Below are 13,184 nucleotides of genomic sequence, written 5' to 3' on the forward strand. Positions count from 1 at the left end.
CCGGTGGTCCACTTCACCCTGCTGCTTCAGGTTCTGCTCGGCGAAGAGCTGGAGCACCGTGGCGATGTACTGCCCGGAGGCCTCGTCCAGCGGCGTGTGCTTGGAGAAGTAGAGCTTCAGTACCCCCGAGCGCATCACCCCGTGGCGGTCCACGCTGCGCAGGAGGAGCTCCGGACGCACGTTGATGGCCACCCCCGCCAGCGCCAGCGGCGGCAGCCCCTCGTCCGCGGGGCTGGCCACCGCGTGGGTCAGCGCCAGCTCGCCCGAGGACTTGAGGAAGTGCTGGAGGGCCTCGACGCACAGCGCCAGCCGGTGGGCGTCGAAGTCCGACTCGGGCAGGGCGTTGAGCAGCCGGTGCTGGTGGTAGCGCAGGATGACCTCGTCCCGGCCGCCGCAGAGGAACTCGACGATGGCCTGGGCCGCCTCCGGGTAGCGCAGGTACTTGGGGTCGCAAGGGTGCTTCTGGGCGTGGATGATGCGCTTGCGCAGCGCGGGCCGCGCGGTGAGGTACTGGCCCAGCTTGTTGACCGAGACGCACGGATTCTCACGGAAATCAGCCATGGACGACCCTTCCCTGCCGGTGTTGGGCAGAGAGCAACACTACCGCGTGGGTCTGACATCTCCGGACGTCGGGGCCCTACCTGTAGGTGCGCACGGCCTGTCTGATCGCCCGGCTCTGCCATGAATGCCCCCCCTCAAGAGAGGCGTGCATGCCTGGAGCCGCGTTTTCAGGCACGCGCCTGGAGTTCGGCTCTGTGGGTGGGCGAGCCGGTTCGCCATCCCTCAGGGAGTGGCCGGCAGCAGCTCCTCGTCGAGCTTCTGACCGATCGTGCGCAGCGTCGCGTTCAGCCCCGCACGAGACAGTGTGACCCCCTTCTCGAGGAGGGGCAGCAGTTCGCCGTAGAGGGGAGCCGCCTGGAGCAACTCGGGGTCGGAGTACATCTCGGACGTGGCGGGCATCAAGTACCGGGGCGACTCACCCCAGCCCGGGACGAGGATGCCGCGGTAGGCCGCCGAGGAGACCAGGAAGCGAATCAGTTCCTCCGCGTCACGCTGCTTCTGCCCCGTGACGTTCGCTCCAATGGCGAGCACGTCGACCCAGACGATTGGCTTTGAGCCTCGGTCGGAGAGGGGCCACTCACGGACGGCGACGTCCTTCGGATCCAAGCAGGCCTCGTCCTTGCGGCAGGAGTGCGCCTTTTCCTCGTGAATGAAGTAGAGGCGCTCCGAGTACCCCACCAGCGCCCGTCCCGCGCCCCGCGCGAACTGCCGCGCGTAGAAGCCCTTGCGGTCGTGGTAGTCGCCGTCTCGCGAAAAGCCGTTGGGAGCGAGGGCAAGCGCACGCTTTATCGCCGCGACGGAGGGGTGCTCGGCCGAGAGCGTGTCCGGGTTCAGGAGCGGCAGCGCGGCCTCGAGCGTCTCCTGGTCGTCGAGCGCCGCGTCCAGGAACATCTCGCCCAGCGTGGATTTGCCCTTCAGATCGATGAGGAGCTTGCCAGGGGGCGTCGTCGCTCCGAGCGCCTGCTCCAGCAAGCGCAGGGTCGTCGCTGACTGGAGCTGGGCATCGTCACGGCGATGGAAGAGGAAGTTGCCACACATCCAGTGCGGCACGCCGTACCAGACGTTCCCTCTCGTCGAGGCCTGCTCGGCCAGTGGCCTGAACCTGCCGGCTCCCGTGAGGTCGCTCGCGCCGATGGGTTGGATCTTCTTCGCGGCGATGAAGTCCTCGAGCAGGACCGAGTCGATCTCGTAGACGTCGGCCTCGGAGAACAGGATGCCCGTCGCCTTGTCGGGACGGTGATCGTAATAGTTTTCGTTCAGGACGATCTTGAGATCGATCTCCGGGTGCGCCGCTTCGAAGTCCCGCTCCAGGCGCCAGTACATGCCCGAGGCGTCCGGAACGAAGGGGTAGAGCGACGCGGTCAGCTCGCGACGCTGCGGGCCCGCCGGAGCATCGGAGGGGGTCACACACGCTCCAGCCAGGAGCGCACCCAGGAATAACAGGCTCAGCCTCATTCGATTCTCCTTTTCCCGGGGGGCGTATATCACCCGCTCTGTCTGCCCCACAGTCGGGCATGACCTGGTACTCGCCCTCCGACAGGGAGAGCCGCGGGCGCGAGCCGAGGTGACAGGACTGACGGTGTGACCGAGGGAGCCTCACGCCACTCACTGCCCGAGCGACGAGGGCGGCGGCTTGGCGCTGAACGACGGCAGGTAGCACTCCCCCTGGTGCTCGAAGAGGGTCTCCGGACACGGGGCCTTGAGCTTGTGAGGCGCCCAGCAGGCGCCGACCAACTCGACCTCGGCGTAGCGCGTGCAGGGCGGGCGTTTCTGTCCCTTGAAGGGCTCTTTCGGCAGAGGTCGGGCGAGCACGGATTGCCCCTGGGGGGTAGTGTCTGAGAGACGCCCATCGCGAGCTTACTGGCGCCGGAAGACGAGGCGTGTCGTGACGTGGGCGGCTGACAACAAACACACCCGCCAGCACCAGCACGAGCGCGCCCGCGAGCGGCACTACGAGCAGTCCTACGCGCAAGCCCACGGCGTCGGCGACGAGCCCGACGACCGGGGGCGACACGAGCAACCCGAGGCGCATCAGCCAACTGACGACGGTGAGGCCGGTACCGGCTCTCAGGCCGGGCAGCTTATCGGCGCCGTGTATCGCGGCGGGCACCAGCCATACTCCTCATCCTCGGGGTCAGATACGCACGGTGTACCACGCGCCGAGACCGCCGCATCCGTACGCGCTGTAGGTGGTGCTGCGGTAGCCGGCCGGAATGGGCGAGTACGGGCAGGTCCAGATGCCGTTGCGGACGAGTTGTTGGTACCAGGCGCCAGCGCCGCTGCAGCCGTAGCGGTCGTGGTTGGTGAGGACGTATCCGGACACGATCGGCGAACCCGCACAGGTCCAGAGCCCGTCGCGCGCGAGCCGGTGGTACCAGGAGCCGATGCCGCTGCAGCCGTAGCGGTTGTGCATGGTGATGACGTATCCGGACACGATCGGCGAACCCGCACAGGTCCAGATCCCGTCGACAGCGGGCTGCTGGTACCAAGCTCCCGCGCCGTTGCAGCCGTAGCGGTCGTACATCGTGATGACGTACCCGGCCGGAACGGGCGCCCCCGAACAGGACCACCCGCCCGTCACGGTCTGCGACTCGGTGGTCGCGGCACTTGCCGTGCCGGCGGTCGTCCCGGCGAGGATGACGAACGTGCTTAGCGCCACCGCTCCCAACATTGCGGCGATCCGGCTTCGGACGGTCCCTATCGTCGTGCGACTCCACAGTTGACGCAATTGGCTGTTCACTTCACACCTGTCCTTTCGGGCATGCCCAGTTCTTCGTGATCGCGCTTTTCCCTCGCAGATAGCCAAAGGAAGTTGTCCTGTGTGCGCTGAGGGGCGAGGGGCCTTCTGGTGCTGCGGGGTTGGTTGGCAAGGAACATTCAACCCTCGCCTTGATAGAGGGCGAACGGCTGGAGCTGACGGACACGAAATCCCTCTACTGGCTGGGCCCAAACCTCACGCTGCGGCGCTGCACCCTGGTCCTGGGCGTGGGGGGCGCTCGCTCACCCTCTCCTCGCCACGGCTCATTGCTGCACCACCCAGGTGAAGCGGCAGTTGAGCGTGAAGGCCTGGACTCGGGTGGCCTTGAAGGGCTGCTTCAAGGGCCAGTTCACGAATTGCGACTTTGGCCCGTGGTATGGCCGGTTTCATGGGTGCGATCCACGGACCCTCCGGCTGCCACGCTGGCCTTGCCTGGTTGCCCGACGTCAGCATCGCCGCGTCGATGGCCCTCAGCTCGCCGGGCTCGAAGCCGTGGAAGGCCACCGTGCGGTGCGGGCGCACCTGCGAGAGCGCGTACAGCTCATTGTAGGCCTTGAGCACGCCCGGGCGCTGCCCCAGCGCCGCGAAGGCCCGGTCCACCGCTCCGTCTCCGCCTTGATGTCCTGGCGCACCAGCTCGCTGCGGTCTCTCAGGATGTGCTCGAACTCCCGGTCGCCCAGGATGGACAGCGCCGCGTGCGTGACGAGCGCCCTCAGCGACTTGTCCCAGTCCTCCACCCCGAACTGCCGCGGAGGTGTCAAAGGACTCGTTCAGACAATGCGCTTTCTACGAATCGTCTGACACCCCGCCCGGGCAAGGTCCGCCTACTTCACGGGTGCGCCTGGCTTTGCAATGAGCTGATAGGGACCGCCGTTGAAATCGAGCAAGCCTGCCCCGAACTCATGGAGGGGGCAGACCGCCGATGATGAGCTGCGGCGCCATGCCCAGCACGAGCAGTGCCGTGATGATTCCCACGACGACCACGCGCTCCCTCGGGAGCAGGTCCGGCGCGACGGAGCGGACCGGTGCCCCGAGGAACACGCGCGTGTAACCCCGGAGTGTGGCGATCGCGAGCACGACGCTGGCGAGGATCAACGCGGCCGTCCCGATGATGCTTTCCTCCCATGCCGCATGAAGCAGGAGGTCATCGGCCACGAACCCCGCGGTCGCGGGCAGGCCCACTCCCGCCGCGCCGAGCACGGCGAACGCACCCGCGAGGTGGGGGAACGCGCCCACCCGTCCACCGTGCCCCTCGAGGGACACGCTTCCGCAGCGAGCCTCGAGCGCCGTGATCACCATGCCGAGACCCCCGACAGCCAGGAGCAGCGTCAGCCCGGAGAACACGGCCGCCGCATGATGGCCACGTCCGGCGGCGGCGACCGTGCACAGCAGGTACCCGCCGTGCATCACCGTCGTCATGCGATACAGGCCCTTCAGGTCGCGTTGCGCGAGCGCCGCGAGTGCCGGCAGCAACGAGGCCAGCGCGCCCACCAGGAACAGCGCCAGTGCGGCCTCCCGCGCCAGCGGTATGTCCGTGAGGAAGCGCACATGCACGAGGACGAGCGGCAGCAATGACGCGAGCTGCCTCACCTGCTCGTCGGGAGCCCGCTCGCAAAGCTCGGCGACGCCGGCATGCAGGGGGACGAGCGCGGCACGAACGGAGATCGCGATGATGGAGGCGATGAACGCGACCTCCAGACGGCCCACCGCGGCCCCCACCGCCGCCACGGCGGAAGCGACCGCCGCGAGCCACATCGCGATGCCGCCGATACGACTCGCCGCCCACGCGCCGACCGCGTGAAGCGCCGCGGCGACCGCCGCGAGCGCGAAGCCCGTCCGCGCGTCCGGCGCGGCGGCCATCGCCACCGCGACGACCGAAAGCGCGAGCACGCGCGGCACCTGCACCCGCTTGCGTGCACTCAGTGTCGGCGCGAGGGTCATCGCCGCCGCTGTCGCGGCGACCAGTCCAGTGAGAATCATCGGTTCACCTCGGAGGTCTTGAACAGACCGCGCAGCTTGTGGTCGGCGTTGTCGATGGCGCGGCCGATCGCGACGACGAAGGCCGCGACACGATCGATGTGCTCATCGAGCCGCAGCCGGAACAGCGAGCCCGCGTAGAGCGCGCGCTCCATGCTACCGGGCGCGCTTTCCTTCTGCGCGTTCGCGGCGAGGTCCGTCCGGTGTGCGTCGTGAATCATGTTCGGCGCGCGCAGGTACTGCCACACGCGCAGGAGCGCGTGCCCCAAGAGGTGCACGAGCGCGAGGTTCGTCAGCCCCGCGGAAAGCTCCGCCAGGATGAGGCCGACCTGGGCGAGCGTCGCGTGCGCCAGCGCGCCCTTCGCGTCCGAGCAGGTCCGGGTCACGGCGCTGGCGTACAGCGCGGTCGCACACCCGATGAACACGCCAATGCCAGCGGTCATCGGCGCCACGTCCATCACCGGCCAGGTACGCAGCAGGAGGAACAGGCCGAGATGAATCGAGACACCGCCGTAGAAGAGGGCCGACGAGGGCGTCGGGCCCTCGAGCGCGCGTGGTAGCCACCCCGAGAACGGCAGCTGCGCGGACTTGCCAATCGCGGCGAGCAGGAAGAGGAGGGCGAGCGTCGCCGCCTGCGCGGCCGGCAACGAGGAAACCCCCGACAGCGCGCTCAGCCGCGTCGAGCCCAGAAGCTCGTGCGCGACCACGATGGCGAACAAGAAGCCCGCGTCGCACACGCGGTAGATGGAGAAGGCGCGCACCGACGAGCGCACCGGCTCGGGCCGCTCGTGGAAGAACCCGATGAATAGCATCGAGGAGATGCCGACCAGCTCCCACCCGAGGAACATGAGGTCGAGCGCACCCGCGTACGAGACGAGCTGCGTACCGGTGGCGAACACGCCGAGCAGCACGAAGAACCGGAGGAAGCCCCGCTCCTTGTGCAGGTACGTGGAGGAGAAGCGGGCCACGAGCCCGGTGAGCGCGGCCGCCAGTAGCGAGAACGAGACCGCGACCGCGTCGATGACGAACACGACGGGCACCTCGTAGCTGCCAATGCGGATCCACGGCGCGAAGTCGATTTCATGGCGACCCGTGGTGGTGAACGCCGTCACCACGCTCCCCGTGAGCGAAGCGAGAAGGCCGAGGCGGATGATGCCCGCCGTCGTCCGTTCCGCCGGTGTCCGGCCGGTGAGGAGCGTGAACAGGCCGAGGAGCACCGCGCACGCACCCGGCGCGGCGATGGTCACGAGCACGCTGTAGGGCAACAAGTCCTGGAGGCTCATGTGGAGAGGGGGCTCTTGAGTGAGGCGTTGATGAGTGCCGGCGCGACGAAGTCCCGGGACTTGCCGTGCCAGTCGTGGGAGCGCTCGAACTCGGGGAGCGCGGCGTCAGTGGGCACGAAGGGGACGAACCGACCCTGCTGGAAGCAGGTGATGGCCCCCGTCTTCGGATGCACCGACACGAGGTGTACCCAGCGGTTCAGGACGAGCTCTCGCACCTCCGCCTGGCGGCCCGCGACCGTCAGCAGCGACTCGGGTGACGCCTCCACGATGAGCAGCAGCCGCATGGGCTCGTGAAGCTCGACCATCTGCAGCGGCAGCCCCGTCCTCAGGTCGCCCTGGTGGCCGTTCATCACGCCGAGCAGGCCAGTGACGTTGTGCGGAAGCTTCGTGCCGCACCCGTAGACCTCGTTGTCCACCGACGAGAAGAAGTACTCGAGGTTGATACCAGCCCCGACCGGACCCACCGCCGCGAGCACGCGCTCCAGGATGACGTCGTTCTCGTCGATGGTCGGGTCGTAGCTGACGAGGAACGGGCGCCGGTCCAGATGCAGTCCGCGCGTCAGCGTGCGACGGCCCACGATCGCCATCGCGTTCGTGCAGTGGCCATACTCGGGGCGAGGCTGGCCCAGGTGCGTGGCTCGCTCCTCGACGTGCGCGAGGGCCGCCTCCGCCGACAACCCGAGCGGCGCGTGCAGGAAACGTCGGCACCGCTCGCGTGCACTCTCCTTGCGCGCCTGCTCGAGCGTCGCGTGCAGCGCCGCGAACTCCTGGTGGTGGCTGGCGGGAAGCTCGGCGAGGTCGTACAGCTCCACCGCATCACTGGCGGTGTCATGCAGCCCTCCGATGAACCACGTGTCCTCTGGAAGGCTCACCCCACGCGCCTGCACCGCCGCGCGGACATCCGGGCGGTTGGCGAACTCGGCGAAGAGCCGTGCGTTCGCTCCACCCCGGCGGCCACCGCACGCGCCGCAGTCGTGCGCAGACTCGTGCGGATTGTTCAAGCTGCTGGAGCCGTGGCCGAGCACGACGATGAGCCGCGCCTGGTCCCGGGTGAGGCCGACGTTCTTCAGCATCGCCGTGACCCGGTCCGCCGCTTCGTCGATGGAGAAGCCGAGCGGCTTCTCCGATGTGCTCGAAGGCGTCCCGATCGTCTTCGAGCGCAGCGAGTGCAGCTCCGTCTCCGGCATCCGGACGACGGAGGCGGTCAGCCCACCCCAGAGCCGCATCGACGCACGCGGCGCCGAGACGCGCCCCTGGGCGAGCGCGAAGGCCAGGGGGCCCAGCCCGGAGGCGACCGCGCCGCCGAGCAGCGTGCGCGAGGCCATCGCGACCGTCCGCTCCACCGCATGCCACGAGGCGAGCAGCCGCCCTCGGAGGCCCTGCCACTGCTGCTCGTGCGCGACCGCCGACTCATGCACTTCGTGCGCGGGCTTCACCACGACCGGGCAGTAGGGCGCCGTCGCGTGGTCATCGAGCCCCATGAAGTCGATCGCCATGCCGAAGAAGCCGGCCGCGCCGAGCGTCTGGATGGCGGGGTCGAGCTCCTCGAGGGCGCGGCGGATCGACTCCTCCCGCTCGTCGATGCAGAACATGACCTGCGCCTTGGGCCGCATCGGAGTGCGAGGCGCCGCTTCGGTCTTGTTCCGCAGCACGGCCATTCCGGTGAGGATCCGGCGCCGGTAGGCGTTCTCGAAGGCGAGGAAGAGGAGGAAGTTGCGCCGCTCGAGAGGAAGCGCCGTCGCCTCATGCAGCAGCGTGGACACCTCCGCGTCGGACAGGGAGCGGAGCGCGTCCGCGCTCTTGCCGGCCGCACGCGCGAGGGCCGCGAGGAGCAGCGCCTCGCACTCGCGGGGACGCGCGGTGGGCCCCGGCATCCTCGCCTTCAGCTCACCCCAGGTGCACGGAAGCCCCGCGTCCGCGGCGGCACGCTCGATGGCGCGACGCTCGATGACGAAGCGAACCGCGAGCACGTCGAGGAGCGTCGCGGGCGCGTCTCCCTCTTCCGGATGGCGCTCGAGCCGCGCGAACATGCCCGTCACGCCGGGAAGCGCCAGCGCCGTCGCGAGCACGAAGTCCTGGAGGTCGGCGTCGCCAACGCCGAGCGCCAGGAGCGTCTCGCGCACGACCGAGCGCGCGGAGAGGTTCTGCTGGAGGATGCGCTCGAAGTCCGCGCAGACGGGGCCGAGCGCGCTCGGCCGAGCACCCCCCGTGGTGAGCACGTGAGCCGCGGCGCGAAGAAACCCCTCCTGCCGCTCCGGCAGCCGGTTGCGCGCCTGGCCCAGGTCCAGGAAGGCGATGCCCAGTCGGATGAGCTCGCTGTGCACCGCTTCGTCGGTGTCCGTCGCGCCCCGCGCGACCAGGACGTCGCGGTGACGCCGCGGCGCGCGCACCGTCTTCACGCCAGGCGTCACCTTGCCAAGTGCCGCCTCGAAGAGTGGCTCTTCCCCATGAACGAAGGCGATTCCCGCGGCGTCGTCGCTCTCCACGGACTCGTGAAGCAGCGTGCGCCACAGCGCTCGACGTGACAGGCCCAGTGGCAACGGCTCCTCGCCGCGTCCCTCCAGCGCCTCGTCGAGCACGGGTTCGACATCGCGCTCTTCGATGCGCCCGTTCCTCCAGGCCGCGCGAAGCAGCTCGATGTCGGGCCAGGCGCGAGCGCCGAGCATCGCCGCGCCCTTGGGCACCGCCTCCTCGAAGGGCAGGTGCTGCAGTGCGTGCAGGGTGTTGTGGTGGACGAAGACGCCGATGGGGCCCTGGTCCGGCAAGAGGCCGTGCGCGCTGGCCAGCGCCGCATCGAGCACGTCGCCGGAGCCCGCGTTGGAATGGGGAGCGCTCATCAGTGCCCTCCGCCGGCCGTCGCGTTGCTCATGTCGATGCCCTCGACGCGCACGTTGACGCCGCGGCGAGGCGCATCCTGCTGGAACGTCGCGATCGCCTCCTTCGCGTCGAGGTCCACGTACTCGCCGTCCGCCTGGATGACGACCGCCGAGCCGGCGGGCACCGCCTCGAGCAGGCGCAACAGCTCCGGCTTGGTGAGGAACGTCGCATCGCGGCGGAAGCGCAGCCGCGTGGCGCCATCGGGATCGGTGGACTGCTGGATGGTGCCGGCCGCGTTCTGGTGCAGGGTGAAGATGAGCGCGACGACCACGCCCAGCACCACCCCCTTGAGCAGGTCCAGGGAGAGCACCGCGGCGATGGTGAGGAGGAAGGGGACGAACTGGTCGCGCCCCAGCTTCGCCTGGCTGATGAACAGCGAGGGCTTGGCGAGGTTGAAGCCGACCACGATGAGCACCGCCGCGAGGCACGCGAGCGGGATGCGATTCAAGAGCCCGGCCGCGACCAGCACGGCGCCGAGCAGCAGCCACCCGTGGACGAAGGAGGAGAGGCGCTCACGGCCGCCCGCGGCCACGTTGGCGCCGCTGCGCACGATGACCGCGGTCACGGGCAGGCCGCCCAGAAGGCCGGAGGCCGTGTTGGCGAGGCCCTGCGCGAGAAGCTCGCGGTCGGGCGGGCTGCGGCGGCGCAGCGGGTCGAGCCGGTCCACCGCCTGCAGCGACAGCAGCGTCTCGATGCTCGCGACGATGGCCAGGGCGGCGCCCGCTACCCAGACGCCACTCTGGAGGAAGGCGCCCGGCTCGGGATGAGACAGCGCCGCCCAGAGGCCGGCCGCCCCGCCGGTGGGAACCACCACCTTGTGGGCCGCGGCGAGCGCGAGCGCGGGCACGGCCTCCATCGCGATGCCCAGCAGGGTGCTCAGCACCACGACGACGAGCGCGGCGGGAAGGAAGGTGATCTTCTTCAGTGGCGTCTTCGGCCAGATGAGCAGGATGGCCAGCGAGAGCGCCGTCAGCACCGTGGGGCCCATGCTGAACTGAGACGGAATGTCCTTGAATCCGCCGCTGACGCCGAGCGCGACGGGGATCTGCTTGAGCACGATGGTGATGCCGATCGCCGCGAGCATGCCCTTGATGGCCGAGCTCGGCACGAGCGCGGCGAACCGTCCGGCCTTCACGAGCCCGAGGAAGATCTGGATGAGGCCCGCGATCACCACGGCGGCGAAGAACGGCTTGAGGCCGCCGAGTCGCTGGACCTCGATGAGCACGATGGAGGTGAGGCCCGCCGCGGGTCCCGTCACCGACAGCGGCGAACGGCTGAAGAGCGGCACCACGAGTCCGCCGATGACGCCGGCGATGAGGCCCGACACCGGAGGAACACCGCAGGCCACGGCGATGCCGAGGCACAGCGGCAGCGCCACGAGGAACACGACCGCGCCCGCGACGATGTCCTGCTTGGGGAAGGCGAAGAAGGAGTAGTCCTTGCCGCTCGGCGGGGGCGAGACCGGGGCGGGTGGGGGAGTCGCGGGGGAGGACGTGGGGACGATGTGAGGCGCGGCCATGGTTACCTGGGACACGGGGGAGCGCGCGTCGGACCAGAACGGCCGGTGCCCGAGCGCGGTTGCGGAAAATGAGTGGAAATGGCGCCCCCCCGCGCACCGAAGGCGCACGATGGGTGGGCGAACGGACGCCGACGGCAGCCGCTCTACGCGGTGCGCAGCGGTGGGCGATCCAACTCGCGCGTGTGCAGTGAGTCTGGCTCGAACTGCAATACGGGCGTGAACTTGAGACTCAGCTCAGCGAGAACGAAAGCGTGCTTGTGGTGCGGCACGGCCTCGTCTTCGAAGGACTCGAGCAACTGCGAGCACGACTCTTCACACGGCGAGGAGGGCTGGTCCTCCTGGTCGTGTTGCGACAGCGACCTTGACGCCGCACCGCGTCCATCCTCGTGAATACCTTCCAGATGCACGAGGCTTCGCCACTGAAGCACCGGGAGCATCAGCGCGAGCGCGAGTGCGACCCAGGCCACGAAGGCCTTGTCGAACCTGCCCACAGATGCTGTCAGCGCTTTGGGCATGCTCGGGTTCAGTTGAGGGACTCGTTATGCGGAGACGAGCGTAGTTGTCCCCCAAGAACGATGCTGGTGCAAGCGGTGGTCCCCGTCATTCGAGAAACCGTGACGGCTTCCCTGGTGGCCAGACGAGCTGAACGAAACGGCCCCCGCCTGCTGCCCTCCACTCGATACACGGCTGTCACATTCGCAAGCCAGAGGGCGGGTCCAGAAGCTCCACGAAGCCCCGAGTGCCGTCCACGCGGATGCGCTGGCCGGTGCGGATGCGCTGCGTGGCCCCCGCCACGCTGACGACGGCCGGGATGCCGTACTCGCGCGCCACGACCGAGCCGTGCGTCATGAGCCCTCCCACCTCGGTCACCAGCCCGGCGGCGTGGACGAACAGCGGCGTCCAGCCCGGGTCGGTATGCGGCGCCACGAGGATCTCCCCCGCCTGGAGCACCTCGCGCGCCGGGTCGAGCACCACCCGAGCCACCCCCTCCACCACTCCGGCCGAGGCCGCCGTCCCGGACAAGGCGCCCGGGGGCAGGTCCACGCGCGCCGCCAGCGAGGGAATCTCTCCATCGCTCGCCATCACGAAGGGCGGCGGGCGTCTGGCGTCGCGCCGGAGCGTCGCCCGCCGCTCCTCGGCGAGGGGACGCAGATCTGGCGCCTGGGAGGCCTCGAGCGCCGCGATCAGCTCCTCGAAGCGGAACAGGTACACATCGTCCGCCGCCCCGAGCGCCCCGCGCTGGACCAGCAGGGCTCCGGCCTCGCGCACCGCGTCGCGCACCAGATCCATGACGCGGACGAGCAGGAACTTGGGGTGTTCCCGCAGCCCCATGCCCGCGCGGGCCACGCGTACCCACCGGCGCGCCAGCCTCGCTCGCAGCCCTCCCGTCAGACCGCGGCGCGAGGCGGCGATGATGCGCTCACCAGCGGCCTCGGCCTTGGCGGTCAGCGCCGCGTGGTGCGCCCGGTGCGCGCCCACTGCCCGGTTGGCCGCGGCGGGCCCGAGGCTTCCCACGATGGCCGCGAGGAGCGACGCGGGCTCCTCCTTGTAACGAGGCCGGGACAGATCAATCTCTCCAGGCCCGCGCATGCCATAGCGATCGATGAAGGCCCGCCACGCGTCGAGGAAGGCCGGACCACCCTCCACGTCTCGCGCCGCGACCAGGGCCTCGGCGGCGGGACGGCTTCGCAGCAGCTCCGCCAGTGCTGGATGGGGGCGGACCCGGTCCGTCAGATCGCCCACCGCCAGGTCCATCTCCGTGGTGACGTTGCCGGGCAGGCCCCGCTCCAGCGCGGACAGGTCGTCCTCCGTCCCGCCGAGCACCCCGCGCCGCACCAGCTTGCCGAGCAGCGTGTTCGCGATGACCCCCACGAGGATGTTCGGGGGGACGACGAGGAAGATGCGGGAGAAGAACTCCGAGAGCACGCGTCGCGCCTCGCGCAGCCGTGCCCCACCCGGGGTGGCCGCCGCGAGTCGGGCGCGCATCTCGGCGAGCTGCGATTCGCCGTAGGCCTCCACCCCGGGCCGGAGCCGGGAGGGCTCCACCACGAGCAGCCGGGACAGCATCCGGGCCATGAGGGGGAGGACGAAGCGGCCAACGGCCCTCACCCTGGCCCGTCCGCCACTCGCGCCGCGCCGGAAGGCGGGCCGGTCCATCAACGTGTCCAGGCCTCGGCCCATGTCCTCATAGACGTGACCGATGATGCCC

General features: G+C 69.6%; 11 protein-coding genes. All 11 read right to left on the minus strand.

Annotated elements, in window-relative coordinates; translation table 11 throughout:
* The coding region (locus VF794_RS17760; protein WP_331111945.1) for a hypothetical protein at positions 1 to 561 on the minus strand (561 nt) is incomplete at its 3' end.
* 222 nt (positions 562 to 783) lie between these two features.
* Entirely contained in the window at positions 784 to 1,968 is a 1,185-nt protein-coding gene (locus VF794_RS17765; RefSeq protein ID WP_331111947.1) for a hypothetical protein, read from the minus strand.
* A 198-nt stretch (positions 1,969 to 2,166) separates the two neighbouring features.
* Positions 2,167 to 2,373: a hypothetical protein gene (locus VF794_RS17770; RefSeq protein ID WP_331111949.1), complete on the minus strand. Its 207-nt coding sequence runs from the start codon at positions 2,371 to 2,373 to the stop codon at positions 2,167 to 2,169.
* A 322-nt stretch (positions 2,374 to 2,695) separates the two neighbouring features.
* Positions 2,696 to 3,301 (minus strand): hypothetical protein, encoded by a 606-nt coding sequence (locus VF794_RS17775; RefSeq protein ID WP_331111950.1) that lies wholly within the window; start codon positions 3,299 to 3,301, stop codon positions 2,696 to 2,698.
* A gap of 488 nt (positions 3,302 to 3,789) precedes the next feature.
* On the minus strand, positions 3,790 to 4,080 hold the full coding sequence (locus tag VF794_RS17780) for a hypothetical protein (RefSeq protein ID WP_331111952.1): 291 nt from the start codon (positions 4,078 to 4,080) through the stop codon (positions 3,790 to 3,792).
* 139 nt (positions 4,081 to 4,219) lie between these two features.
* Entirely contained in the window at positions 4,220 to 5,299 is a 1,080-nt protein-coding gene (locus VF794_RS17785) for a proton-conducting transporter membrane subunit (protein WP_331111954.1), read from the minus strand.
* On the minus strand, positions 5,296 to 6,579 hold the full coding sequence (locus tag VF794_RS17790; protein ID WP_331111956.1) for a proton-conducting transporter membrane subunit: 1,284 nt from the start codon (positions 6,577 to 6,579) through the stop codon (positions 5,296 to 5,298). Before VF794_RS17790 ends, VF794_RS17785 begins: the two co-directional genes overlap by 4 nt.
* Complete coding sequence (locus VF794_RS17795; RefSeq protein WP_331111957.1) at positions 6,576 to 9,416, minus strand: putative inorganic carbon transporter subunit DabA; 2,841 nt, start codon at positions 9,414 to 9,416, stop codon at positions 6,576 to 6,578. Before VF794_RS17795 ends, VF794_RS17790 begins: the two co-directional genes overlap by 4 nt.
* A complete protein-coding gene (locus tag VF794_RS17800; RefSeq protein ID WP_331111959.1) occupies positions 9,416 to 10,975 on the minus strand; it encodes a SulP family inorganic anion transporter in 1,560 nt (519 codons plus the stop codon). The genes VF794_RS17795 and VF794_RS17800 overlap by 1 nt, the downstream gene beginning before the upstream one ends.
* A 143-nt stretch (positions 10,976 to 11,118) precedes the next feature.
* Entirely contained in the window at positions 11,119 to 11,490 is a 372-nt protein-coding gene (locus VF794_RS17805; RefSeq protein WP_331111961.1) for a hypothetical protein, read from the minus strand.
* 175 nt (positions 11,491 to 11,665) lie between these two features.
* The coding region (locus VF794_RS17810) for a PEP-utilizing enzyme (RefSeq protein ID WP_331111963.1) at positions 11,666 to 13,184 on the minus strand (1,519 nt) is incomplete at its 5' end.

The organism is Archangium sp., from assembly GCF_036389735.1.
Taxonomy (GTDB): domain Bacteria; phylum Myxococcota; class Myxococcia; order Myxococcales; family Myxococcaceae; genus Archangium.

Bases quoted from the DNA above. Each gene is read 5' to 3' on its own strand.
- VF794_RS17785 (WP_331111954.1), bottom strand. From the start codon at position 5,299: ATGATTCTCACTGGACTGGTCGCCGCGACAGCGGCGGCGATGACCCTC.
- VF794_RS17790 (WP_331111956.1), bottom strand. From the start codon at position 6,579: ATGAGCCTCCAGGACTTGTTGCCCTACAGCGTGCTCGTGACCATCGCC.
- VF794_RS17795 (WP_331111957.1), bottom strand. From the start codon at position 9,416: ATGAGCGCTCCCCATTCCAACGCGGGCTCCGGCGACGTGCTCGATGCG.
- VF794_RS17800 (WP_331111959.1), bottom strand. From the start codon at position 10,975: ATGGCCGCGCCTCACATCGTCCCCACGTCCTCCCCCGCGACTCCCCCA.
- VF794_RS17805 (WP_331111961.1), bottom strand. From the start codon at position 11,490: ATGCCCAAAGCGCTGACAGCATCTGTGGGCAGGTTCGACAAGGCCTTC.